The organism is Collinsella sp. OM07-12 (genome assembly GCF_003438275.1).
Taxonomy (GTDB): domain Bacteria; phylum Actinomycetota; class Coriobacteriia; order Coriobacteriales; family Coriobacteriaceae; genus Collinsella.
Window position 1 is genome coordinate 103,322 of sequence record NZ_QSTQ01000004.1, and the last position, 25,043, is coordinate 128,364.

At 60.8% G+C, this 25,043-nt stretch carries 18 protein-coding genes and 1 pseudogene; 7 read left to right on the forward strand and 12 right to left on the reverse strand.

Annotated features, from left to right (window positions below; translation table 11 throughout):
• The first annotated feature begins 210 nt into the window (after window positions 1-210).
• On the forward strand, window positions 211-2,367 hold the full coding sequence (locus DXB98_RS02425; protein WP_233505064.1) for a YgiQ family radical SAM protein: 2,157 nt from the start codon (window positions 211-213) through the stop codon (window positions 2,365-2,367).
• On the opposite strand, the gene DXB98_RS02430 is transcribed toward DXB98_RS02425, so the two are convergent.
• The 8 genes and pseudogenes from DXB98_RS02430 to DXB98_RS02465 all read right to left on the reverse strand — a co-directional run bounded on the left by DXB98_RS02430 (window position 2,364) and on the right by DXB98_RS02465 (window position 11,191).
• Window positions 2,364-3,275 carry a CPBP family intramembrane glutamic endopeptidase gene (locus tag DXB98_RS02430; RefSeq protein ID WP_147330290.1) on the reverse strand — a complete coding sequence of 304 codons (912 nt, stop codon included), beginning with the start codon at window positions 3,273-3,275 and terminating at the stop codon, window positions 2,364-2,366. The two genes, DXB98_RS02425 and DXB98_RS02430, sit on opposite strands and share 4 nt — an antisense overlap.
• Window positions 3,276-3,363: 88 nt before the next feature.
• On the reverse strand, window positions 3,364-3,567 hold the full coding sequence (locus DXB98_RS02435; protein WP_117734431.1) for a hypothetical protein: 204 nt from the start codon (window positions 3,565-3,567) through the stop codon (window positions 3,364-3,366).
• A 215-nt stretch (window positions 3,568-3,782) separates the two neighbouring features.
• Window positions 3,783-3,986: pseudogene (locus tag DXB98_RS10240) on the reverse strand (hypothetical protein); the annotation flags it as partial.
• A 125-nt stretch (window positions 3,987-4,111) separates the two neighbouring features.
• Window positions 4,112-5,494 carry a 6-phospho-alpha-glucosidase gene (locus tag DXB98_RS02445; protein ID WP_117743030.1) on the reverse strand — a complete coding sequence of 461 codons (1,383 nt, stop codon included), beginning with the start codon at window positions 5,492-5,494 and terminating at the stop codon, window positions 4,112-4,114.
• Window positions 5,495-5,497: 3 nt separating this feature from the next.
• Window positions 5,498-7,114, reverse strand: a complete 1,617-nt coding sequence (locus DXB98_RS02450; protein WP_117743031.1) for a PTS transporter subunit EIIC — start codon at window positions 7,112-7,114, stop codon at window positions 5,498-5,500.
• A 99-nt stretch (window positions 7,115-7,213) separates the two neighbouring features.
• Window positions 7,214-8,068, reverse strand: coding sequence for a PRD domain-containing protein (locus DXB98_RS02455; RefSeq protein ID WP_117734490.1), 855 nt, complete (start codon window positions 8,066-8,068; stop codon window positions 7,214-7,216).
• 18 nt (window positions 8,069-8,086) lie between these two features.
• Window positions 8,087-8,599, reverse strand: coding sequence for a PTS glucose transporter subunit IIA (locus DXB98_RS02460; RefSeq protein WP_158549076.1), 513 nt, complete (start codon window positions 8,597-8,599; stop codon window positions 8,087-8,089).
• Window positions 8,600-8,947: 348 nt separating this feature from the next.
• Complete coding sequence (locus DXB98_RS02465) at window positions 8,948-11,191, reverse strand: DEAD/DEAH box helicase (protein WP_117743032.1); 2,244 nt, start codon at window positions 11,189-11,191, stop codon at window positions 8,948-8,950.
• A gap of 587 nt (window positions 11,192-11,778) precedes the next feature.
• Here DXB98_RS02465 and DXB98_RS02470 point away from each other — a divergent pair.
• The 6 genes from DXB98_RS02470 to DXB98_RS02495 all read left to right on the forward strand — a co-directional run bounded on the left by DXB98_RS02470 (window position 11,779) and on the right by DXB98_RS02495 (window position 19,286).
• Window positions 11,779-12,741 (forward strand): FHA domain-containing protein, encoded by a 963-nt coding sequence (locus DXB98_RS02470; protein WP_158553129.1) that lies wholly within the window; start codon window positions 11,779-11,781, stop codon window positions 12,739-12,741.
• A gap of 187 nt (window positions 12,742-12,928) precedes the next feature.
• Window positions 12,929-15,004, forward strand: a complete 2,076-nt coding sequence (locus tag DXB98_RS02475) for a DUF6273 domain-containing protein (RefSeq protein WP_117743034.1) — start codon at window positions 12,929-12,931, stop codon at window positions 15,002-15,004.
• A 494-nt stretch (window positions 15,005-15,498) separates the two neighbouring features.
• Window positions 15,499-17,841 (forward strand): cation-translocating P-type ATPase, encoded by a 2,343-nt coding sequence (locus DXB98_RS02480; RefSeq protein ID WP_117743035.1) that lies wholly within the window; start codon window positions 15,499-15,501, stop codon window positions 17,839-17,841.
• A 147-nt stretch (window positions 17,842-17,988) separates the two neighbouring features.
• Window positions 17,989-18,210, forward strand: a complete 222-nt coding sequence (locus tag DXB98_RS02485; RefSeq protein WP_117743036.1) for a heavy-metal-associated domain-containing protein — start codon at window positions 17,989-17,991, stop codon at window positions 18,208-18,210.
• A 183-nt stretch (window positions 18,211-18,393) separates the two neighbouring features.
• Window positions 18,394-18,666 carry a metal-sensing transcriptional repressor gene (locus DXB98_RS02490; protein WP_117743037.1) on the forward strand — a complete coding sequence of 91 codons (273 nt, stop codon included), beginning with the start codon at window positions 18,394-18,396 and terminating at the stop codon, window positions 18,664-18,666.
• 146 nt (window positions 18,667-18,812) lie between these two features.
• Window positions 18,813-19,286: a hypothetical protein gene (locus tag DXB98_RS02495; protein ID WP_117734398.1), complete on the forward strand. Its 474-nt coding sequence runs from the start codon at window positions 18,813-18,815 to the stop codon at window positions 19,284-19,286.
• A gap of 91 nt (window positions 19,287-19,377) precedes the next feature.
• Here DXB98_RS02495 and DXB98_RS02500 read toward each other — a convergent pair whose 3' ends face one another.
• The 4 genes from DXB98_RS02500 to DXB98_RS02515 form a co-directional block, all read right to left on the reverse strand.
• Complete coding sequence (locus DXB98_RS02500) at window positions 19,378-20,748, reverse strand: amidohydrolase family protein (protein WP_233505066.1); 1,371 nt, start codon at window positions 20,746-20,748, stop codon at window positions 19,378-19,380.
• A gap of 249 nt (window positions 20,749-20,997) precedes the next feature.
• Window positions 20,998-22,074, reverse strand: a complete 1,077-nt coding sequence (locus tag DXB98_RS02505; protein WP_117734396.1) for a hypothetical protein — start codon at window positions 22,072-22,074, stop codon at window positions 20,998-21,000.
• A 360-nt stretch (window positions 22,075-22,434) separates the two neighbouring features.
• The gene (locus tag DXB98_RS02510; RefSeq protein ID WP_117743040.1) at window positions 22,435-23,142 is read right to left on the reverse strand and encodes a hypothetical protein; all 708 of its coding nucleotides are present in this window, start codon (window positions 23,140-23,142) and stop codon (window positions 22,435-22,437) included.
• Between the two features lie 415 nt (window positions 23,143-23,557).
• Window positions 23,558-25,039: a glutamate synthase subunit beta gene (locus DXB98_RS02515; protein WP_117743041.1), complete on the reverse strand. Its 1,482-nt coding sequence runs from the start codon at window positions 25,037-25,039 to the stop codon at window positions 23,558-23,560.
• Window positions 25,040-25,043: the final 4 nt, after the last annotated feature.

Genomic DNA, 25,043 nt, shown 5'->3' on the forward strand with positions numbered 1-25,043 from the left:
TTCATACTGTAACCCATTGACAACATGGCGTGCGCGCGAGACGACCCCTTCGACACGGGGATACACAGTCTGGAAACAAACGGCGGGAGAAGCGCCGACACCCGCATCGACGCGCCGATCCGCCAGCCCATGTACTCCACCAGTCTTTTTAGCCCCGTTCCAAAAAGACTGGTTACAATTACGTGCAGCATACAAACACCGGGAGGGATCGTGGCAAAAAAGCCTCAGCACGCTCAGAATAACCAGCGCAGTCAGCAGGGCAAACAGGGCCAGCAGCAAAAGCGCGGCGGTAAGGTGCAGGTCACGGCCGCCCCCGCCACCCGGGCCGCGCACACCCAGGCAGCGCCCTCACGCCACTGGCGTCCGGGCCGCGATAAGTTCCTACCCGTCAGTCGCGCCGACATGGATGCGCGCGGCTGGGACCAGTGCGACTTTGTCTACATCTGCGGCGACGCCTACGTGGACCACCCCAGCTTTGGCATGGCCATCGTCAGCCGCGTACTCGACGCGCACGGCTACAAAGTGGGCATCATCTGCCAGCCCGACTGGACCGACCCCGCCAGCATCACCGTGCTCGGCGAGCCGCGCCTGGGCTTTCTCGTCAGCGCCGGCAACATGGACTCCATGGTCAACCACTATTCGGTGACCAAGCACCGCCGCCACACCGACGCCTATACCCCCGGCGGCGAGGAGGGTCACCGCCCCAACCGAGCCGTCACGGTCTACGGAAATCTCATCCGCCAGACGTTTAAGGATGCCCCCATCATTATCGGTGGCATCGAGGCAAGCCTACGTCGCTTGGCCCACTACGATTACTGGCAGGACAAGCTCAAGCGCTCGGTACTGCTCGACTCGGGCGCCGACATCCTCATCTACGGCATGGGCGAGCACGCGATCGTCGAGATCGCCGACGCGCTCGACGCGGGACTGCCCGTCGATCAGATTACCTATATCAATGGCACCGTCTACCGCACCAGCTCGCTCGACGAGGTCTACGACTACGACCTGCTGCCCAGCTGGGACGACCTTACCGCCGACAAGCTCAACTACGCGCGCAGCTTTAACGTGCAGCAGCAGAATATGGACCCCATCACCGGACATCGCCTGGTAGAGCCCTACCCCAACAGCGTCTATGTGGTGCAGAACCCGCCGTCCGCGACGCTCACCACTGACGAGATGGACGAGGTGGCAGAGCTCCCCTACGCACGCGATTGGCATCCCGACTACGACGCGGCAGGCGGCGTGCCTGCCTTTGCCGAGATCAAGTTTTCCATCAGCTCTAACCGCGGCTGCTTTGGCGAGTGCTCGTTTTGCGCGCTCACCTTCCACCAGGGCCGCGTGCTGCAGATGCGCAGCCACGATTCGATCATGCGCGAGGCCGAGCTGCTCACGCGCGACCCCGAGTTTAAGGGCTACATCAACGACGTGGGCGGACCGACGGCCAACTTTAGCCGTCCTGCCTGCGACAAACAGCTCAAGCACGGCGTGTGCAAGAACAAGCGCTGCCTGTGGCCGAGCGTATGCAAGAACATGGTGGTCGATGAGAGCGGCTACACGCAGCTGCTGCGCGACCTGCGCCAGCTGCCAGGCGTCAAGAAGGTCTTTGTGAGGAGCGGCATTCGCTTCGATTACACCATGGCCGATGCCTCAGACGAGTTTTTGCGCGAGCTTTTGGAACACCATGTCTCGGGCCAGCTGCGCGTAGCGCCCGAGCACGTGAGCGATGCGGTGCTGAGTGTGATGGGCAAGCCGAGCCGCGCCGTCTACGATGCGTTCTGCCGTAAATTTGAACGCCTGAACCGCGAATACGGACTCAAGCAGTATGTGGTGCCGTACCTGATCTCGAGCCACCCCGGTTCAACCATGAAGGAAGCCGTGGCCCTTGCCGAGGCCGTGCGCGACATGGGCTATATGCCCGAGCAGGTGCAGGACTTCTACCCCACGCCGTCCACCATGTCGACCTGCATGTACTACACCGGCGTTGACCCGCGCACCATGAAGCCGATCTACGTGGCACGCGACCCACACGAGAAGGCCATGCAGCGTGCGCTCATCCAATACCGCAAGCCCGAGAACTACAAGCTCGTGCGTGAGGCGCTGGAAAAAGCCGGCCGCCGCGATCTGATTGGCTACACCAAGCATTGCCTGATTCGCCCCGTGCCGCCACGCCCGGGCGAGACGTCTGTTGGCGGTGGGCATGGCACCGGCAAGAAGGGCGGCAAACCGCACGGTGGCGCTGGCGGTGCCGGCAAGGGGCCCAAAGGTAGCAAGGGGCACGGCGGCATGTCGCGTGCGCAGAACACTGCCGGGCGCAACCGTGCAGCTCAGGGACGTCAGGGCGCCAACGGAGGCGGACGCCGCAACTAGGGCAGCGGTGCGCTCGCTGCGTCCATCCCACACGCGCGGCGCAGCGACCGCATTGCCTCAACGAGGATGACGCCGGCGATAGCGACCGTAATTGCCACGTCGAACGGCGTGTTCACAAACCAGAGCAACGTCATGAGATACGACCCGGTATTAAAGGCGAAGTGCAGCAGGATCGTGTAGCGGAGCTTTCCGGTCGTCACGAGCACCCAACCAAAGATGAGGCCGGCGGCACCCGCGTAGCAACCTTGCACCCAATTCATGTGCATAAAACCGAAGATTGCCGTCTGCAGCACGACCGCCGCGGCGATACCCCACGTGCTCGGGGCCGCCCAGGGCACCATGGCGCCGTCCTGCGCACCCGCACGACGCCGGCGCTTCCAAAGTGGGCGGCACTGCGGATTAAACGCTCGGAGCGAAAACTCAAAAATGATACCGCGCACCAGCAGCTCCTCGCAAAACGGAGCGCCGAGCACCGTGGTCAGGACGGCCAGATAGCTCGTGTCACCCATGCCCGTCTCCTCGACAAGTTCGCTGTAGTCGGCCGCGGCCTCCGGCAACAGCGACAGCACGGCGTCGGTCACGTAGCCAACGACCACCTGCAGGGCAAGGCCAATCACGATAACGCAGACGATGCGCTTCCACGCCCCACGCGCTCCCCCGCCGAGCGGATGCGCGCTTTGCCGGCGTGCCATAAACGAACGCGGCCACAGATAACGCCACCACAGCAGCGCCATTAAAAACGATGCCATCTGCGCGGCAGCCTGAAGCAATTGAATATCGAGGTCGTCAATCGAAAAGCCCATGAACACCGATGCGACGCCCAGAGCGGAGAACAAAACCACGCTCAGGGCGATATCGGCAGCGACTACGCCAAAACAGGCAAGCGCCCAAATCATCGCATTGAGCATGCCAACCTCCTCAAAACCCGGCACTTGGGGACGTTCCTTAACTGCCGGCAGAAAAGGAACGTCCCCAAGTGCCGGCAGTTTGGGACAGTCATTGTTGATGAGAATCGGGCGCAGTGCCAAAGGCCCCGTTGGGCGAAATGTCGAACGGAAAGGTGCCGCAGCGATTAAACGCGGCGATAAACATGCGGATGGCGTTGGACGGCGTGGTACCTACGAGCTGCGTTGCCGCCGCGAAGGCCGCCTTTTCCTCGGGCAAGACCTTCGCGACAACCGGGGTCATGTGTTCTGCCATGGCGCTTCCTTTTTGAAACGACGGTGGTGCGGATAGATGCGGGCCACGCGGCTGGGCGACGGGCTGTGAAGGCAACCCGATTGGCCCGCATCTGGAGTTTGTTTCTACGGCGTTGGTATTACTTGGTATTCCAAAGTATTACCCCGCAGATAGAATACCATACCCGACCCCATGGGGACGGAGGAAAACGGATCCTTTTGTTGCTGAGTAAGTATTTAGAGCGTGATGATATCCGAGATATTGAGGGCCTGAGCGTCGACGGCATCGTGCGTGGCAAGCAACAGGATGCGACCGTCGAGCAAGTCGAGCACGACCTCGGCGCATGCGTCGCGCGCAGCGGTATCTAGACCGGTAAAGGGCTCGTCCAGAATCACCGCGTCGCCTGGGCACAGCAGGGCTCGGGCAATCTCGACGCGACGGCGCTGCCCACCCCCATATCAACCCTTTGCGCAAAACGGCAATGCCCCGTCCGCGCAAACACGCGAACAGGGCATTGATCAAGTTTTACGGTCATCGGCTCTTTTGTGCCAGAGACCTTCTGTCTTTAGCGAAGCTCGGGCCAGTAACCCTTGTTGGCCTCGATCATGTCGTCGAGAACCTCCTTGGCGACCTTCATCGAAGGCACGGTCTTGTTGAGCGTAAAGGCCTTGAGCGCCTTCTCGTACGAACCCTCGATCGTAGCCTCGACGATGAGCTTCTCGGAGTTCAGCTGCTGCATCATAAGACCCTGCTGGAACAGCGGGATGTTGTCGCGGCTGATGACCTCGGGGCCGTTCTTGCCAATGTAGGCAGGCAGCTCGACCATGGCGTCGTAGGGCATGTTGGGGATAGCGCCCTTGTTCTCGCAAATGACCAGGAAGCGCTGCTTGGTATCGTTCTTCAGAGCGATGGCCAGATCGGCAATCCAGTCGCCGTGGCTGCCCGCATAGAACGTGCTCTCGTCGATCTCGCCCGTCTTCTCGTAATGGTCGATGCCATCAAAGAGGTTCTTCTCGCGCGTCTCCTCGACCTCGTTTGCACGGGTGCGCTCGGGGTTGGAATGCTCGACGAACTCCTTCTGCTGCAGGTAGTAGTTCAGATACGTGTTGGGCAGGTACTCCGGGAAGCACTCCATGATCTCGTACTCGCCCTTCCAGACGTAGTACCAGCTGCCCTTGGTGTGGCGGTTCTGCTCGGGATGCTCGTCGGTGGCCTCCTCGGGCTTCTTGGACATCAGCGAGCTCATGCCCTTGAGGTAAGAATCGGGCAGCAGAATCTCGTGCTCCTTGATGTACTCGCGCAGCTGCGGGAGCACCTCCTCGCCCTTGTGGCGGATCGAGGTGAACCAGCCAAAGTGGTTGAGGCCAAAGTAGTCGTACTCGACGTCCTTCTTGTCGATATCGAGCGCGGCGCAAACCACGTCGATGATCGCAATCGGCATGTCGCAGATGTTGATGATGCGAGCGTTGGGGCGCAGGACGCGGCAGCCCTCGGAGACGATGGCGGCAGGGTTGGAGTAGTTGAGAATCCAGTAGTCCTTCTTGGCGTACTTCTCAACGTCGTCAATCAGCTCGACCATGGGGAAGATGGTACGCATGCCGTAGGCAAGGCCGCCGCAGCCGCAGGTCTCCTGACCCACGCAGCCGTGACGCAGCGGAATCTTCTCGTCCTGCTCGCGCATGGCATAGCCGCCCACGCGCATCTGGGCAAACACGAAGCTCGCGTCGGTAAAGGCAGTCTCCTTGTCGGTGGTCACCGTGAGCTTGATGTCCAGGCCAAGGTCCTCGTGCAAAATCCAGTCCACGAGCACGCCAATCTTGCGCTGGCGCTCCTCGTTGATGTCGTACAGACGAATCTCGTCAACGTCGAGCTCGTCCTTGCGCAGAGCGATGGACTTGACGATGCCGGGGGTAAAGGTGGATCCGCCACCACACAGAGTAATGATCATTGTTTACTGCTCCTTCTCAATTGCGTTTTCGACCTTGTCGCGCATCTCGGCGACCTTCATGCCAAAGATGATCTGGATATTATTGCCGTTGCGGTTGATGCCGCTGTTGGGCACGTGGTTGATGAGGTTCTCATCGATGAGGTCCGGGTTCTTAACGTTCACGCGGAGACGCGTAAAGCAGTTCTCGAGCTCCTCGATGTTGTCCTTGCCGCCAAGACCTGCGACCAGATCGGCAATGCCCGCATCGACGCCCTCTGCGGGAGCCGCGGCAACAGCGCCCTGCTTCACCGCGACAGACGCGGCGGCCTCGCCCTCGGCGACGGACTCGGCGAGCTCGGACTCCTCCTCGCGACCAGGCGTGTGGAGGTTGAGCTTCTTAATAAGGAAGGTGAAGAGGAAGAAGTACAGAGCGGCGTTGAGAACTCCAAGCACCAGCATGACCGGCCAGTTGGTCTTATCAACACCAAGGACCAGGTTGGAAACAACGATGTTGATGATGCCGCCTGCAGTCGAAGCGGGCACGGAGAGAACCTTAAGAAGAACCAGGAAGACGCCGGAAAGAATCGAGTGGACGACAAAGAGCACAGGGGCAGCAAAGACAAAGAGGAAGTCCATGGGCTCGGTCACGCAGGAAAGCACGGCGGTGATGATCAGCGGGATGATGACAGCCTTGGTCTTGTCCTTGTTCTGCTTGTAGGCGGTGAAGATAAAGGCGAGACCGATGCCGATGTAGGGCCACAGGTTGTTGAAGGCGTAGCTGTTGAAATACGTGCTATCGGAGAAGGGCTGGCCCGTCATTGCCATCTCGGCGACACGGATGGGATAGGCGCCGGCGATAACCTGATCGCCCAGCGTAAGGGTGCCACCCACATCGGAGAACTGGAACGGGGTGTAGATGAGGTGGTGCAGACCGGTGGGAACGAGCAACTTGTTGAGCATGCCGTAGATAAACAGACCGATGTTGCCCGACTCCTTAATGATGCCGGCAACGGAGGAGATGGCACCCTGAACCGGAGGCCAAACGATGCAGAAGCCAGCGCCCATGATCCAGGAAATGATGATCATGATCAGGAACGGAAAGCGAACGCCCGAGAACATCGAAAGGGCAACGGGGAACTGCTTGTTCGAGTACTTGTTGAACACGGCACCGGTGATGCAACCAAGAATGATGCCGCCAAACACGCCGGTATCGAGGACCTGAATGCCCATAACGGTGCTCTGGCCGGTTCCGGTAAGGCCGAGCATGCCGCTCGCTTCGGCAAGAGAACCGGTGGCGTTGAGCACGATGTTATTGGCCTGAAGGAACAGGAAGAACGACATCAGGGCGATCAGCGAAGCATGGCCCTTATTCTTCTTTGCCATGGCGCCGGCGATGCCCACGCAGAACAGAATCGAGAGGTTGTTGATGATAAACATCAGCGACTGATAGACAACGGCGCCCGCAAGCTGGAACGGGCCGGAGCCCAGCACGGGGACCACGGCGCAGATGGTCTTGTTGGTCAGAATGATGCCCACGATGAGCAGGATGCCGGCAACCGAGAGATACATCATCGGCTGGACGATCGACTTCGCGAACACCTCCAACGGCGCCTTGAGGTTTACTTTCTTTTTTGCGGTCATAGCGGTACTCCCCTTTCTTTTCCGCAAATTAAGACAGGTGTGCCCTGGACAAGACCATGAGCCTTGTCTTATATCAATCGATGTGCGGGCACGTTATGCCTAGAGACCAGATTCTCCAAGCAGGTTAACAATGTGATATGCGAGATAACTCTTCTCGGCATTGGTAACGACAACGTTATAGGTAGACGCTAAGCGGTCGGCAATTGACTCCGCGCACGAGAACGCCCTCGGATACACCGTTTCATCGATACGGAACAGCGCGTCGCCATTGACCTGCCCCGCCGCGGGATCGAGCGCTCGCTGCGCAAAAAACTGCAGATGGCGAACGAAACGCTCGTACGGCAACGAGGCGACGTCAAGGGTCGTGGCATAGTGCTCGGAAACAATCGCGAGCACGTCGCGAACAAGCTGGACCGAAACAATCAGACGGTCAGAGCGCTGCGGCATGGTAGCGTTGACGATATGCAAGGTGATGAAGCCCTGCTCCTCCTCGCTCATCTCGATGCCCAGGTAATCCTTGATAATCTGAAGGGCACGGCCCGCAAGCGCATACTCCTTGCGATAGAACTGCTGGATCTCGAGCAGCAACGGATTCTCGCACGGAATGCCCTTGCGCTCGCGATCAAGGGCGAGGCTAATATGATCTGCGAGAGCAATGAGAATCTTGTCATTGATATCAACATTGAGCTCTCGACGAAGCATCTGAACAATGTCCTCGGAAATCACGAGGTTAACGGTGGGGATGGACTCCAAAAGATGTGCCAAGCGGTCAATCGTACGAGAATCCTGGGAGGTACCCTCCTGCAGCGCATAGGTCTTTTCGACCGACGCCTCGTCGATGATATCACCGGCATGGCGGCCAAAGCAGAGGCCTCGGCCGATGACGATGAGCTCGGAGCCATCGTCCGAAGTGACCATTGCGACGTTATTGTTGAAAACTCGCTTGATAACCACGGTACCCACCACAAGAATTTACTCGGAAAGCCAGACGACAGGCTCTTTAACAGCAACAGGGCCGGAAGCATGCTCACGAAGAGTCGAGTTCTCCGAGCGCTCGCACACGATAACGAAGACCGTGGGGTCGAAGCCAGCGGCGCGAACCGCGTCGAAATCGACCTCGACGAGGGGCTGGCCCGCGTCGACATGGTCACCCTGAGCAACGAGCGCATGGAAGCCCTTGCCCTCAAGTTTAACAGTGTCGATTCCGATATGCAGCATCACCTGAGCAGAGCTGTCGTCGGACATGATGCCCAGCGCGTGCTCAGTCGGAAACAACGCCGCGACGGTGCCGGAAACAGGAGCGCACACCGTTCCCTCTTGGGGAACCACGGCAACGCCATCGCCCACCGCGCGGCTGCTAAAAGCAGGGTCATTGGTATTTTCTAGATGAACAAGCTCGCCGGAAACGGGAGCGAGGATTTCGAACTCGGAAGCTGCAGTCTTCTGCTCATCCGAACCGCCCATCAGGCGAGAAAAGAAACCCATGGCGGCATGTCCCTTCATAAATATAGCCCAACCAAAATCAAGCGAATGCATCCATAGAGACACACCCGTTCAAAGACTTTGGTTAGGCCCACGTCCGAGGGACTCGGTAACCTTCCGCATTTCTTTTTACGAGAGCTATTGTAGACAAGCCCAAAGCCAGAATAATCATTATGACCGGTGAACGGTATTTATTCTCCGATAAACGGTAGCTATGCGGCACTTAGGGACGTTCCTTTTCTGCCGGCACCCAGGGACACTCCTTGCTCTGACCCCTTTGCACCAAAAAGGGCCCCGAGCGTAGTTGCTCGGGGCCCTTAGCTTGTCTCACGCTAGCGTGCGATACGTATGTTATTTGCGCTTGCCGCCGCCGTCGCCGGGACGACGGGAGCTGCCGCCGCGCTTGCCGCCACTGCTGTTGCCATAGCTGCCACGATTATCGCGACCGCCGGCACGACCGCCGCGGGAGCCGGCCTGGTTGCCGCAACGACCACCACGGTAGCCGCCGCGACGCTCCTCGCGGGTATCGTCGTAGTTGCGCCAGTCATCGCGACGATCACGGCTGGCACGCGGATCGCGACGCTCGCGCGACTCACCGGAACGCCCAGCGCCGCTGCGCCCACCATTGCCGCGAGCGCCCTCGCGACGCTCGCCGCCGCGGCCACCGCGCTCTTCAAAGCGCTTGCCGCCACGGGACTCACCGCTGCGGGTGCCATGCTCACCGCGACCCTCGCCGCCGCGACGCTCGTCACGGCCACCGCGCTCGTCATCACGACCGGAACGACGGCGGTCGCCCGCACCGCGCTTGCCGCCGCGCGAACCACGGCCCTCGTCCTCACGCTCAACACGGCGACGACCGCCACGGTCCTCGTCCTCACGACGACGGCGGTGCGCTTCGCCCTGGAACTGCTTGGCACGGCGCTCGGCACGGTTGCCGCGCGGGGTCTGCTCGGCAGCGCCAGCACGCTCCTCGGCAGCCACCTCGCGGGCCACGCTCTCAACAGCCTCGTCCACGCGAGCCTGAACGCCCTCGCGCACGCGGGTCTTGCCGCCGCGCTTGGAACGGCTCGGACGCTCGCCGTCGCCGCGACGCTCGTCGCGACCGCGGTTGGAACGACCGGCCACATCGCCGTAGTCATCGCCGTTGCGCTTGCCGTCGCGACGTGCCTGCTCAAGCTTCTTCTTGCTCTTGGACTTGCCGCGCTTGGTCTTCTTCTTCACCTTAAAGGCCGCAGGGTCGCGCTCGGGATCGACGGCGGGCGGGTTGGGGCCCACATGCAGGTCGCCGGCCTCGTAGATGTCAGCCGTCTTGTCCATGAGCTTCTCGATCTCGTAGAACTCATCGACGTCCTGCTCGGTCACAAACGTGATGGCCCAGCCCAGCTCGCCGGCGCGGCCCGTACGGCCAATACGGTGAATGTAGTCAGTCGGCTCGGCCGGCACGTCAAAGTTCACGACGTAGCGCACGTCGCTGATGTCGATGCCGCGGGCAAGCACGTCGGTTGCCACCAGCACGTCGACGGTGCCGTCGCGGAAGGCCGAAAGCGCGCGCTCGCGCTGGGCCTGGCTGCGGTTGCCGTGAATTGCGGCGGCCTTGATGCCCTTGCGCTCCAGACGACGGCAGCAGCTGTCGGCGCGGTGCTTGGTGCGCATGAAGACGATAGTGCGCTCCGGGCCCTCCTTTTTGAGAAACTCGGGCAGCAGGTTGTTCTTGGCCTCGATGGACACCGGGAACACAAACTGGTCGACGGTGTCGGCGGTCGACGTGGCGGGCGCGATCTCCACGCGGGCCGGACCGCTCACCAGGTCGGTGATCTCGCCCACGGCCTCCTCGTCGAGGGTCGCCGAGAACAGCAGCGTCTGGCGCTCGGCCGGCGTCTCGCGCACAATACGGCGAACGGCGGGCAAAAAGCCCATGTCGAGCATGCGATCGGCCTCGTCGAGCACCAGGACCTTAACCTCGTCCAGGTGGCAGGCACCCTGCTCGATCAGATCGACCAGACGGCCCGGCGTGGCGACCAGGATATCGCAGCCGTACTTGAGTGCCGCGGTCTGCGGCTTGTAGCTCACGCCGCCCACGACGGTCACGGCGACATGGCCGGTGACGTCGGCGATTTTGCTTGCGACCTCATCGATTTGCTGGGCAAGCTCGCGCGTAGGGGTGATGACAAGCATCACCGGGCCGCGACCGTTGCCCTCGGGCTTTTTAGCACCGCGACGGCGGTTGCGGCCGCCGCGCTCGCGCACGGGCTTGGGAGGAGCGATGTGCTCCAGATTGTTCATGGTCGGCAGCAAAAAGGCGGCCGTCTTGCCGGTGCCGGTCTGAGCGGCGGCAAGCAGGTCGCGGCCCTCGAGCACCACGGGGATCGAGCCAGCCTGGACAGGCGTGGGCGCCGTGTAGCCTAGGTTCTCGATGGCACGAAGCATCTCGTCGGAAAGGCCCAGCTCGTCAAAGGCGGGCAGACTCTCGGTAGCGGACTCGACGGCCTGGGCGGCGTTGGCCTCATCGGCGGCATCGAAGGCAGCCTGGGCCATAGCCTCGCGGGTCTCGTCCAGAATCTCGGCGTCGGTGACGTCGGATACAGAATTACGCATATGTTGTTGTTCCTTATCTGCACGCGTCATGAGCGCGGCATGCGGCCGCGCGGGCGTGCTTGGTAGTGCGCTAATACATACAAAACAGGTGCGCACAGAGAGGACGTTGCTCAGCACGCTGGCGATCGCTTTGGCAGCCCTATCACGCGCCGTCCAGACGCAGCAGCTCTAAGCGATGGAGCAGATTCGCCGCGGTTAGTATACCCGTGCTTCGCATGCCCCCACGTAAACCACAGATGACGAGGCGGACGGGCGAGTCTGGGCCGATTGTCTCAATCAGTAACATCTACAGGGCAAATCTTCCTCTACGTGTTACAGATCGAGACAAACGGTCGACACGGCCCACAAACGTCTCAATCTGTAACAGTTACGCAGCAAAATCGGTCCCAATTGTTACAGATCAAGACAGAGGGGAATTTCCGTCCAGTCCAAACCAAATCTCTCAGTCTTCCTGCAATTTCGAACATGTGGCCTATAATGTTGCTTTGGTTACGCCATATATTGCGCAGCCATTTAATACGTGGCCCACCGGGGGGGCATTAATTCCTATCGCCATATTGGCTAGGAAGCAATCAAAGGAGGTATCCGTGGCAGCAGAGACGCCTTGCTCGGTCCTCTATAACGATATTCGCTCGTTCGGCGGTCTTAAGCATCTCGAAATCGCCCGAATGCTTATCAATGGAAACTCCCATCTCGGCAGCACCTTGCTCGAGAAATGCTCTTCCAACCGCTCGTATCTCACCCGTTACATCGTCCATCGCAAGCCTGACCAGTGCGCGCCCTCCATCTACAGCGACTTTACCGTCACCACGCTCAACCTTTCCTCGGCAATCTGCAGCAAGCTCGGCGGCGGCGAGTCCGCCTATCGGGCAATCGCCGAGCACTATCGCGGTCCGGCCGCCAACGAAATGATGTCGGCTCTCACCAGCTACAAGCTGGACAGCCGCCTATATGCAAATGCCCTCAATCGCATCGACAACTTTGACGGCAATGCCGTGCGCGAGAAAAGCACGCTTTACCTTATGCTCTTTGTGGCAACGGGGGCGCTCGCCGATCCCGTTCAGGGCGTGGCCACCGTCGAGCGCTTTTGCGACAGCAAGACGGGCGGGCACTTTGGCACCACCGAGACCACCGTCGGTCGTAGTTTTTTGAGCAGCTTGGATCAACCGCGCGCCGTCGCTCCCAACCTCGGCTTGCTTAGGACGCACGCCGGAAACAGCGTTGACATGCAAATCCACCCCCTTACGCGTGACCCGCGCGGCACGGTAATTGGGTCCTTGCCCAAAACCTCGCCCAGCATCACCGATGTAGGCGCTGATGCATCGCGCGAGCATCTCCGCATTTGGCTCGAGGGCGGGCACTGGTACGCCCAGGGCCTTGGGTCGACCAACGGCACAGTGCTCGAATCGGGCGCGGGCGACGGCGATATTGTGATTGAGCCGCCCCGCGACCAACGAGAGCCCGGCAAAGTCTATCCCCCGGTGGAAATCGAAAACAGCGACAGGCTCCATCTGGGCCTCTACACGACATTCCTTGTCATTGTGGACTAGCGCGGAAAGGCGGACGGCGACCAATCGTCCTCCGCCTTTCCGCCGTTTGCGTCGTGCTGCACGCAATAATTGCGACAATGAACATTCACTTTTCATCAGAGCCGTCTATCATAGGTTCTATCGATGTCCGTACTTTTAGTATGAGCATACGGCCAACCCCTATAAACAAAGGAACGTTGTGAACACTATGGATCCCGTTCGTGGCAGCAAACTCATCCGTCTCGACACATTCGACACCGCCGTGGCGGTCAATCCGAGCGCGGAAGACGATGCCAAGCGCCGTTTCATGACGCTTATCCTCCAAACGCCCTATCGCAGCGACGGCAATATCGGACAGGTACTGCGCGCGACCAACACGAGCGGCGAGGTCTTTGCCGTCAAGCTGCTCAAGGACAACGCCATCCTTTCCGACCAGATGCCCGATCGCTCCGCCGAGCAAGCAGCTGCGCACCTGGCCAACACCGCCGCGCTGTTCGAGGAGTACCGTCATCTGTGTACCGTCTCGCACCTGCGCGGATTTTCGCGCGTCTATGGCTACGGATCGTGCGAGGATGACCCGCTCATCCTCATGGAGTGGGTCGAGGGCACCTCGCTCAAGCAGGCGCTGCCCCTGCTTCCGCACGACGCCTCGGGCGGGCTGACCACCCAGATGGTGGCTGCCGTTGGAAACGCCGTGCTTCGCGCACTCCTGATGACCCAAGGGCTCGTTAACCCGGTCGTCCATCGCGACCTGTCGCCCTCCAATATCATGTTCCGCACCACCAGTCGAACGCTCGAGCAACAGATCGCCGATTGCTCCTTTGACCCCTGTCTCATCGACATGGGCTCCGCGACCATGGCCCTCGGCGACGACACGATCACCCGGCGCGCCGACATCTGGCGCTTTGCCACGCCCGCATACGCCGCGCCCGAGATGCTCACGCAGGATATCGAAGGCATCGCGGCCCTTCGCCGCTCGCCCGCCATCGACGTCTATGCGCTATCGAGCATTCTGTACCAGCTCTACAGCGGTCGCAAGCCGTTCGATGTCGAGTCGACGGGTGCCGCGGCAACCGGCTCGTTCTACCTCATAAAGACCAAGACCAAGCCAGCGCCGCTCGAGCCGCGATGCAATGACGACGAAGCGCTCGTCCAGATCATTATGAAAGGCATCTCAGTCGAGCAGTGCGATCGTCCCACCGAGCAGCAGATGCTCGAGGTGCTCTCGTCCTACCTCCCCACCGCCGAATCCAAAGACAGCGAAGGCATGGGCAACGAGACCGCGGTCGATATCGATGCCGGCACCCATCTTACAGTCGACGTCGCCGCTGAACGCGCACAAGAAATCCTGGAGCAGGCTCAACGCGACACCATGACCCGCCGGCGCTTTATCATCGGCGGCGTTGCCGCTGCCGTCGCGGGACTCGGCGTCATCGGCGCCGCCACTCATGGCTTTGGCATTCCCGACTACCTCGACGGCATCCGCAGCTCACTTGACGACTACACCTGGGATCAGCTGCAGGAGATTTCGCTCAAGATTAAGGCAGCGGAGTCCCGTAGCGAGGCACGCGAGATTGCCAAGCGCTATCATCTGCTCGACGACGACGGGCATATCCCCTATCCGTGTACCAAGCGTGTCACGCTCACCAACGGACTGCAGGTTGGCGCGCAGCTTGTGGGCATCCGCCACGATGAGCTTCTGGACGGGACGGGCAAGGCCGGGTTAACGTTTATGTTCGACGCAGGTATTGCCGAGCGCGATGCCGCAACGCAGGCATTGAACGCCGGCTGGGCAGATTGCGAACTGCGAGAATGGCTCGACAGCGACGGCCTCAAGCTGCTGCCAAGCGAGCTGCGCGCACTTATTAAAGAGGTTAAGAAGATCTCGAACAACGTCGGCGCCGCCAACAGTGCATCGTGTCTGAGCGAGTTGCCCGCGACCCTTTGGCTGCCCGCCATGGTCGAGCTGTGCGGTACGCAACCGCCCGAGTCATTTGCCGAGGACTATCACTACCTGGCAGACATCTACAACGGCGAGGGCAAGGAGTATCAGCTCTTCCGCGAGCTCAAGGTAAGCCCGTATTCCACGAACGAGACGATGGTCCGCCAGTGGAAGGGCAAGGACACCTGTTGGTGGGAGCGCACGGTGAGCCCCGACACATCGGAGAGCGAAGGCACGCTCTATATGAACCGCGTGGGGCACGACGGCGACGTCTTTACGTACGCAACGCCTGCGGAAAAGCCAAACAAGCGAACCTGCGTGATTCCCGGATTCTGTATCTAGGGAGCGGGCGTCTTGCCGTGACGGGGCCCCTCCCCGGCAATTGTCTCGATCTGTAACACTAGCTCGGCAGATACAGGTCTAGATGTTACAGAACGAGACAAACCCCAGCCCCGCGAGACAACATCTCAATCTGTAACAGTAAGGGGTCAAAAACCTCTCTTGATGTTACAGATCAAGACATTTGAGTTGGCCGCGGGCAATCTGTCTCGATCTGTAACATCTAGCAGGAAAAACGGTCCTTAGGTGTTACAGATTGAGACGTTAAGTTGTGGCTCGATGCAATGTCTCGATCTGTAACAGTTACTCGACAAAAACGGGTCTAGTTGTTACAGATTGAGACATTAGACCGGCTACGGTCCGCCGACCTGGCTATCACCTCGACCAATAATCGGAATGTCATACATTTCAATCTCCACTGGACACCCCCAGGGGGTATGGGTGTATAGTATCAGCTGGTTAACATTTCCGACGCTACGTCACAGAAAGGAGAAGCCATGGCTCAAGATAAGTTCGACGTGGGCGGCATGACGTGCGCCGCCTGCCAGGCGCATGTTGACCGCGCCGTGAGCAAACTCGACGGCGTCCAAAGCGTCGCGGTCAATCTACTCGCCGGTTCCATGCTGGTGGACTACGACCCCGCGCAGGTCAGCCCCGATGACATCTGCACCGCCGTCGATCGCGCGGGCTATTCGGCCTCGCCCGTCAGCACGGGCACCGATGCCGCCGGCTCAAGTGGCAGCGCGCAAGCCAGGTCCGGCGCTGCCCATATGGAGTCGCCGACCAAAAAATTGGAGGCCGCCGCCTCTGCCATGCGCACCCGCCTCATCATCTCGATCATCTTCCTCATCCCGCTGTTCTACATAGGCATGGGGCACATGCTCGGTTGGCCACTGCCCGGCGTCTTCACCGACCACACCCACAGCATGACGCTCGCCCTCACCGAGCTCGTCCTGCTCATCCCCATCGTCTATGTCAACGACGCGTACTTTATCAACGGGTTTAAATCGCTCGCGCACGGCGCGCCCACCATGGACGCCCTCATCGCCGTGGGCGCCACCGCTTCCATCGCCTGGTCGCTCTACGCCATGTTCATCATGGCCGACCAATTAGCCGCGGGTCAGGTCCACGAGGCCATGATGACAGGCATGGACAATCTGTATTTTGAGAGCGCGGGCACGATCCTGTCGCTCGTCACCGTGGGCAAATACCTCGAGACACGCAGCAAGTCCAAAACCGGCGGCGCCATCGAGGCGCTCATCGACCTGGCGCCCAAAACTGCGACCGTCGTGGCAGAGGACGGCAGCGAGACCACCGTCGACGTCGACAGCGTCCTTCCCGGCCAGGTCCTGCGCGTGCGCCCCGGCGAGTCCATCCCCGTCGATGGCGTGGTACTCGAGGGCAGCTCGGCCGTGGACGAGAGTGCGCTCACCGGCGAGTCCATCCCCGTGGAAAAGGCCGCCGGTGACACCGTCAACGCCGCCACGGTCAACCGCGCCGGTTCGTTTACCTTCCGCGCCACGCGTGTGGGCGCCGAAACATCGCTCGCCAAGATTATCCAGCTCGTCGAGGACGCCAACGCCACCAAGGCGCCCATCGCCCGCATGGCCGACAAGGTCGCCGGCGTGTTCGTGCCCGTGGTGTTCGCGATCTCGGCCGTGACCTTTGTGGTGTGGATGGCACTGACCGGCAGCATAAACGAGGCACTCACCTCCGCCGTGGCCGTGCTGGTGATCAGCTGCCCGTGCGCTCTGGGCCTGGCCACGCCCGTCGCCATTATGGTGGGCACCGGCAAAGGCGCCGAGATGGGCATTCTGTTTAAGAGCGCCGAGGCGCTGGAGAACCTGCGCAGCGTGGGCACCGTGGTGCTCGATAAGACGGGCACGGTCACCCGTGGCAAGCCTGCCGTGACCGATATCGTGGTAGCCACGCGCACTGACGGCTCGCCCGCCATGAGCGAAAAGGCGCTGCTCAAGCTGGCTGCCGCGCTGGAGCGCTCGAGCGAGCACCCGCTGGCCGAGGCGATTATGGCCGAGTGCGAGGCGCGCGGAATCGTAGCGCGCATGGTCGAGGACTTTGCCGCCGTGCCCGGTCGTGGCGTGACGGCGCGCGAGGGACAAAACGCCATTGCAGCCGGCAACGTACGCCTGATGGACGAGCTGGGCGCGAAGGTGCCCGCCGGCCTTGCCGAACAGCTCGCCGCCGAGGGCAAAACACCGCTGTTCTTTGCCAAGAACGGCGAGCTCGTCGGTACCATCGCCGTGGCTGACGAGGTCAAGGAGACGAGCGCCGAGGCCATCGCCGCGCTCCGCAAGCTCGGCGTCGACGTGCGCATGCTCACCGGCGACAACCGTGTGACGGCCGAAGCAATCGCCCGCCGCGTGGGCCTCAACCGTGCGCAGGTCATCGCCGACGTCCTCCCCGCCGACAAGGAGCGCCATGTGCGCGAGCTACAGGACGCGGGCAGCAAGGTCGCCATGGTGGGCGACGGCATCAACGACTCCCCCGCCCTGGCGCGCGCCGACGTGGGCCTTGCCATCGGCACCGGTGCCGACATCGCCAAAGAAGGGGCAGATGTGGTGCTCATGCGCAGCGACCTCATGGACGTCGCCCGCGCCATCGAGCTTTCGCGCGCCACGATTCGCAACATCAAGCAAGACCTGTTCTGGGCGCTGTTCTACAACGGCATCGGCATTCCGCTCGCCGCGGGCGTGTTCTTCCCGCTCACGGGATGGCAACTCTCGCCGATGTTTGGCGCCGCGGCGATGAGCCTGTCGAGCGTGTGTGTTGTTTCCAACGCTCTGCGCCTGCGAACCTTTAAGCCTAAAGTGGCAAAATAGGCTCACTATTACGTCCATTTAGAATGGGTTTTCCAGGTGCCCGAGATTGACCTGAAAGAGGAGCGACGCGTACTTTGGTACGCGAGCGATGGCTTGAAGGTCAAGGTCGGGTGCCTGGGAAAGCCGACTCAACAGAGAGGAATACCCATGCGATACACAATCAAGACTTCCGGCCTCATGTGCGGCCATTGCGACGCCACCGTCGAAACGGCACTGCTCAACGTGACCGGCGTGACCGATGCCGATGCCGACCACGAGACCCAGACCGTACAGGTGGAGTGCGCCGACACCGTGACCGCCGAGCAGCTCGCCGCCGCTGTCGAGGCCGCGGGCGAGAAGTTCCACGCCCTTTCGGTGACCGCAGCCTAGCTGCTACCGCACCAGCAGGCACCGCTGTCGGCCGACATAGCCGCCCAGCAACCACCGCTCAACCAGCCCTTCAGAAGTTGCGGTGAAATAGTTCCTGTTTTAGCGCTCCAAGCCCTCAATCAAGAACCATTTCACCGCAACTGAGGGCGAGGTTGAAGGATTGACCAGAAACGAGGACCCGCCATGATGGCAGACCATAAATCGGTGACCCGCATGCTCAAAACGGCACGCGGGCAGATCGACGGCATCCTGCGGATGGTCGAGGAGGACCGCCACTGCGTCGATATTTCCACGCAGCTCATGGCAACGCAGGCGCTCATTGCGCGCATCAACGCCGACGTGCTCAAGGCGCATATCGAGGGCTGCGTGACTTCGGCAATCGAATCGGGCGACGAAGACCTCAAAGCCGCCAAGCTCGCCGAGATCGAACGTGTCGTCGACAAGCTCTCCAAGTAATTGGGGCATTGGGAACAAACTTCTTTGCACCGTCTTGGTATTCCGGGGACAGGTATGTTTGCACCACATTGGTGCAGATTAACCTGTCCCCCTTGCTCTAAATCGGGTATAAAGGCGTGCAGCATATCGAACGAAAGGCAATTTGCATGAATGACTTTATGAAGGGTCGCAATGGTGCCGATGAGCTCACCATCGTGATGGGTTTTGCCGGCATCGTCATCGCGATGATCGGATCGATAGCCCGCATCCAGTGGCTCAGCTGGATTGCCATCGCCGTAATCGTGATTGGCGTGCTGCGCGGCCTATCCAAAAATATCGACGCACGTCGTAAGGAGAACGAGGCCTTTGTCGCCGCGACTGCAAACGTACCCGGCTTGGGCAAGTTTGTAGCTAGCTTGGGCGGCGGAGCTGCAGCGGCCAACGCCTCGCGCGCAGCCGGTACTAGCAAGGAAGACTTTGAGCGTGCCAAGCGCACGGCCAAGAAGATGTGGAAGGGTCGCAAGACCACGGCATACCTCAAGTGCCCCAACTGCGGCCAGATGCTCTCCGTCCCCAAGGGCAAGGGCAAGATCCGCGTCACCTGCCCCAAGTGCCACGCCAAGATGGAGACGCGCTCCTAGCCGCCATACCATGGGACAAATAAAAGCCGAGGCCTCGCACTGAGACCTCGGCTTTTTTGATTATGACAAAGGGATTGCCCCTTTGTCACACCTATGCCACGCCGTCGCGGGCGAGCTCCTCGGCCAGTGCCTCGGACGGCATGGCCATAATCGTGTCGAGCTCGGCGTCCACCTCGGGAATACGCTTCACCTTGAGTTTGCGCACCAGATCACCACGGCACATCACGTACGCCGGCTCACGCAGTTCGCACAGGTCATCGAGCGGGTTCTTGCGCGTCACCAGGATATCGGCGGCCTTGCCGCACTCGATTGTGCCGGTCTCGCCGCCCAGCCCCAGCAGCTCGGCATTGACCTGCGTGGCCGTATGCAGCGCGAAGGCGTTACTCACACCCACGTACTTGGCAAAATAGGCCACCTCACGCCACATGTCGTACTGCGTCACGAACGGGCAGCTCGAGTCCGTGCCAAGGCCCACCTTAACGCCAGCTTCCAGTGCGGCACGGGCGCTCTCGATGATGCCCGAGCACACGATGTCGCCGTTCTTCTTTTGTGTATCGGTCGAATGGGTCTTTTCCGGGTCGAGCAATACAAACGGCAGCGCCGGGCTGATAGTGCAGGTAACGCTGGGCGCACGCCCCTCGAGCTGCGTGCCCGCGGTGCCACGGTACAGCTCCAGAATCTCGGACGTCAACGGAGCGCCGTGCTCAATCGTGTCAACGCCGGCCTCAAGCGCAACCTTCACACCCTCGGTACTCTCGACATGGGCCATGACCGGAAGGCCCATATCGTGCGCCGCCTTGCACGCCGCCGCGGCAACCTCCACCGGCATACGCAGCACGCCCGGCTCGCCCACCTCGGTCGCATCGAACACACCGCCCGTTACGAACAGCTTAATGACGTCGGCACCGCGCGCATACAGGTCGCGCACCTGTTCGGCTGCCTCGGCGGGACTGTTTGCCACCTGCGCGAACAAGCCCGCACCATGGCCGCCCGGCACCGTAACGCCCGTTCCCGGCGCCACCAGGCGAGGACCTTGATACTTGCCGGCGTCGATGGCATTACGAACGGCGATGTCGGCAAACAACGGGTCGCCCGCGCCGCGCACCGTGGTCACACCGCTTGCCAGCTGCTGCTGGGCACTGCCCTTGAGGATGCGGCGGACGATGGCACGGCCAACGGGATTATCGAGTTTCTTCATCAGCGCCCCCGCATCGCCGGCCGAGACAGGCTTGCCCGGACCGCACAGGTGCACGTGCATATTGATGAGACCGGGCATGAGATACTCACCACCCAGGTCGATGACCTCGGCACCCGCGGGCGCCTGCGCCACAGCGCTCGGTCCCATCCAGGTGATGATGCCACGCTCAACAGTCACGGCCATATCGGGTTGCGACTCCATTTGTTCCGAACCATCCAGGACGGTCGCATTGATAAACAACGTGGAACGATCGGCAGACGCCATATCGAGCTCCTCCCTCACGATTAACTTGAACATTTGTCCATTATCGCCCAAGGCGACGGAGATGCAGCCGATGTATCGGTTAACGGAGAAAAGGGAGGATGCGAGGATAGAGAGGCCAGCGTGGCGATGTCCCAGCCGTGCGTGCCGGACGTCTCGATCTGCAACAGTAAACCCGGATTTTGGGCCACTAGATGTTACAGATCGAGACAAACTCGGCAGGAACAACCACATTCGCGTCAGTTGCACCCCTTAGCACCCATACCACTGGCGTCTCCATTCCTCAGCCAGATCGGCCCGCTGTTGAATTCCCGCCAGTCTCATCTTTTCAGCCAGTTTCCCCGGGTTCTTGAGTTCATCAAACGTAAACCGAAGCACCTTGTGCCCGAGCATCGTCAGATGAGACTCTCGCTGACGTTCTGCCACGAATGGGTCGACCGACTCCCGATCCCCACCATCCTGCAGGGTATACTTTCCCTTCCCGTCGAGCTCGCCGATGACACATGTCCCGTCCTCGAGCTTCCAGAAATAATCAACCCGAAACACCTGGCTCGGATCGAGCGGGTCGCGAAACTCCACCTGCAGCTCCGGAACCGGAAAGCCGTACGCAATAAAGAACGCTCGGAACCGCGACTCGCCGCCGTTTTCGGACAGCCCGTCCGCATACGACGCGATCACCTGTGCCCTGCGATACCCTCGCCTGCCCTCGCAATCGGCGCGGAGGCGCTCGCACAAATCCCCACGTGATACACTTTTCGCCCGCAGTGCAGAATCGGCAATCGCCAACCCGTAGGAGAACGGCGCACGCAGCAAGCAATCCTCCACCGTGCGCCAAAACGACGTCACCCGCACGCCATCAACACGCTCGAGCGTGCCCGCCACCTGTGGACGCAACAACCTGCACCCGCTGCTCAACGTCACTGAACAACCCGTCTTAACAAGAAAACGCGGCCCGAGCAGATCATTCGGCACCTCCAAACCCCACAAAAGTGCCGCGTCATAACCCCAAAACGCCCAATCTGGATGAAACTTCGCAAGCCCTTTGATGGTACGCAGCGCTCGCTCCGCCGGTGTCAACGTATCCCAATCATGTTGAAAACAGAACAGATACGACTCGGGTTCCGCGATATCGTCGGTTCCAACATGGCGTCGCAGCCACATGAGCTCGGCATTGTCATGCGTTGCGAGCAGTGCACCTTGCTCGGTCGCCTCCGTGAGCCGCGCGAGCATCCTGTTCCGTGCCAACGTGTTGCGAGTCGTATGCTTGTGTTTGAAAACGGTATTAGACACTTCCATCACCACCACATCGGACAACTGGACCATCGTCACCGTTGCCTCCGCTGACTAATGTCTTGATCTGTAACAGGAAGACAGTCTTTGAGCCTCTAGTTGTTACAGATCGAGATTTTCAGTCGTGCGTCCAACCTTTGTCTCAATCTGTAACAGTAAGGTCGACTTTCAGCCTGTAGACGTTACAGATTGAGACATTCCCCCCAACCAGGTGCCAAACGTCTCGATCTGTAACAGGTAGACGTTCTCCAGGCCCCTAAACGTTACAGATTTAGACAAACCAGCAGCGCCCAAGCATTCGTCTCGATCTGTAACAGGTAGACCGGTTTTTTTGTCCCTAAACGTTACAGATCGAGACATAAAAGGCAGAAGGCAAGGCAGGCGACAGCTGCCCATCCCCTACTTCCACTCTTGCTCGTAGATGTTGAGGGACTTTACGTAGCGCCCCTGGGCGCCCATGATGTCGCGGACCAGACGCAAGAAGAAACTGATGCACGAGGTGTCAAAGCCATCCTGCAGGTCCTCCGGATGCACCGCACCAGGCCCATCGACCGCCGTGTCACTCAGGCGTGCGATGTCATACAGATAGAGTTGTCCCGCCGTCAGCCAGACATCGTCGACGCAGGCGAGGCGCACCGCAATCGCTCCGTCGCTCCAATGCTCCTTTTGCACGATATGCGGATCGTAGACGTCAAAGCGACGGTCGGTGCGTGTGTCCTTCAGCGCGACCATGCCGGACGCAGGATCCTTGTCCAAAATGCCAAAGCGCGAGAAATACTGCGTGTCGCGTACCTGCTCGAGCCGCTTGAGCGAGGCAGGCGAAAGCGATGCCGGCGGCTCATCAACATACAGCTCGAGCAGCGTCTTGCCATGGCGATAGGGGCGCTCGAAGAGCAGCCAATCGGTAAATGCCATGTTGTAGGCCATGATTTCATTTTGCGAAGGCTCGGCACAATAGCTCAGCCACGGATCGACAATGATCTCGAACTGCTCGCGCGCCGGCTCCAAGAACTGGAACTTCCGCAGCATCCAAAAATGGGCCATGTCGGCAATATCGTTACCGACGGCTTCGGACAGCTGCGCCCGGTCTAAAACGTGGTCAGTCACAGTATCCTCCTCAAACTGATGAACCTCAATTTGAGCTTACGAGGAGGGTGGGCAGCCACTGTCAGCACGGACAAAATAGGCCTCCGGCTGCAAACCAACTGCTGACCAAACACTTGACGAAAAGCTTGACCGAATGAGCGCACCGCAAAGAAACCGCAGGTAGACATAGACAGCCAACCCGCCCTTTTGAGCCAGATGCCCGCAGCCACCACAGAAACAACAGGTGACCACAGCCCAAAAAGTCGACAAATGAACACCCGCACGTCGACAAACGAACAAATCGCTCGCAAATCCGCAAGGAGTGTCCCCGAATGCCGACAGAAAAGGAACGTCCCCAACTGCCGGCACTTAGGGACGTTCCTTTTGTGCCGGCAGTTGGGGGCAGCCCTTGTTGATTCGATTGTGGGCGACTACCTTACAGCTCCAGCGCGTCTGCGACTTCGGTAGCACAAGCCAGGGCGTCGGCCATGGCGTTCACCACGAGCGAGCTGCCGTTGCGGGCGTCGCCGGCAACAAACACCGGCGCGGCATCCGCAGCAACGCCATCCACGCGAGCTGCACGATGCGAACCCTCGGCAGCCATTATGGGCAGAGGTCGCCCGGCCGTGGCAACAGGAACGCCGACAGCTTCGAACACGCTGTGCTCCGGACCCGTAAAGCCGCAGGCGATGAGCACCAGCTGCGCCGGCACCTCGTGCTCGGAGCCCGCGATGTGCTCGGGCTTTCCCGCTGACCAATCCAGATCGACCACGCGCAGGCCCGCAGCCGCACCCTTCTTGTCCAGCAGCACCTCGAGCGTATCCACGCCCCAGGCACGCATCTCGCCACCCATCGCAGCGATAGCCTCCTGCTGGCCGTAGTCGGTCTTCTTAACGTTGGGCCACTGCGGCCAGGGGTTGCTCGCCGCGCGCTTATCGGGCGCGGCCGGCAAAAACTCAAACTGGCGCACACTGCGCGCACCCTGGCGCACGGCGGTACCCACGCAGTCGTTGCCGGTATCGCCGCCGCCAATGACCACGACGTCCAGGCCGCGAGCGTCCACCGCGAGCTCGCCACCATCGAGCAGCGAGACGGTCGAAGCCGTCAGGTAGTCCACGGCATACACCACGCCGGGCGCTTCGATGTTCGCAGCCGAAAGCCCGCGCGGGGCACGGGCACCAGCAGCCACCACGACAGCGTCAAAGCCATCGAGCTTGGCTGCCACCGCAGGGTCCGTCACATCGGCGCTCAGCTCAAACACAATGCCCAACTCACGCATGAGCGCCACGCGACGCTCGACCACGGACTTCTCGAGCTTCATGTTGGGAATGCCATACATGAGCAGACCGCCCGGGCGGTCATCGCGCTCAAACACCGTCACACGGGCGCCGCGACGCGCAAGCTCCCATGCAGCCACCAGACCAGCCGGTCCAGAACCAACCACGGCGACCGTGGGCGCATCCTCTCCCGCCGGCTCAAAGCGGCGCGGACCGCCGTTGGCCCACTCATGGTCGCTAATCGCGCGCTCGTTATCGTGAATCGTCGTGGGCTGGCCGTCGACCGAACCCAGGTTGCACGCGGCTTCGCACAGCGCCGGACACACGCGGCTCGTGAACTCGGGCATGGGCGAGGTGAGCGACAGGCGCTCGGCAGCCTCGTCCCAGCGGCCGCGGTACACCAGCTCATTCCACTCGGGAATCAGGTTGTGCAGCGGGCAGCCGCTCGGGCGTGCCTTGCCAAAGCTCGCGCCCATCTGACAAAACGCCACACCGCACATCATGCAGCGGCTCGCCTGGGCACGGCGCGCATCGTCGTCGAGCTCCACGTACAGCGGATCGAAATCGCGGCTGCGCTCCTCCACGGGGCGCAGCTCGTGGGTCACGCGATCGATATCAAGAAAAGCACCGGGCTTACCCATGGCA

What these genes read in the sequence shown, in the direction of transcription:
- DXB98_RS02430 (WP_147330290.1), bottom strand. Translation starts at nt 3,275, where the DNA reads ATGCTCAATGCGATGATTTGGGCGCTTGCCTGTTTTGGCGTAGTCGCT.
- DXB98_RS02435 (WP_117734431.1), bottom strand. Translation starts at nt 3,567, where the DNA reads ATGGCAGAACACATGACCCCGGTTGTCGCGAAGGTCTTGCCCGAGGAA.
- DXB98_RS02445 (WP_117743030.1), bottom strand. Translation starts at nt 5,494, where the DNA reads ATGATCATTACTCTGTGTGGTGGCGGATCCACCTTTACCCCCGGCATC.
- DXB98_RS02450 (WP_117743031.1), bottom strand. Translation starts at nt 7,114, where the DNA reads ATGACCGCAAAAAAGAAAGTAAACCTCAAGGCGCCGTTGGAGGTGTTC.
- DXB98_RS02460 (WP_158549076.1), bottom strand. Translation starts at nt 8,599, where the DNA reads ATGGGTTTCTTTTCTCGCCTGATGGGCGGTTCGGATGAGCAGAAGACT.
- DXB98_RS02465 (WP_117743032.1), bottom strand. Translation starts at nt 11,191, where the DNA reads ATGCGTAATTCTGTATCCGACGTCACCGACGCCGAGATTCTGGACGAG.
- DXB98_RS02475 (WP_117743034.1), top strand. Translation starts at nt 12,929, where the DNA reads ATGGATCCCGTTCGTGGCAGCAAACTCATCCGTCTCGACACATTCGAC.
- DXB98_RS02480 (WP_117743035.1), top strand. Translation starts at nt 15,499, where the DNA reads ATGGCTCAAGATAAGTTCGACGTGGGCGGCATGACGTGCGCCGCCTGC.
- DXB98_RS02485 (WP_117743036.1), top strand. Translation starts at nt 17,989, where the DNA reads ATGCGATACACAATCAAGACTTCCGGCCTCATGTGCGGCCATTGCGAC.
- DXB98_RS02490 (WP_117743037.1), top strand. Translation starts at nt 18,394, where the DNA reads ATGATGGCAGACCATAAATCGGTGACCCGCATGCTCAAAACGGCACGC.
- DXB98_RS02495 (WP_117734398.1), top strand. Translation starts at nt 18,813, where the DNA reads ATGAATGACTTTATGAAGGGTCGCAATGGTGCCGATGAGCTCACCATC.
- DXB98_RS02500 (WP_233505066.1), bottom strand. Translation starts at nt 20,748, where the DNA reads ATGGCGTCTGCCGATCGTTCCACGTTGTTTATCAATGCGACCGTCCTG.
- DXB98_RS02515 (WP_117743041.1), bottom strand. Translation starts at nt 25,039, where the DNA reads ATGGGTAAGCCCGGTGCTTTTCTTGATATCGATCGCGTGACCCACGAG.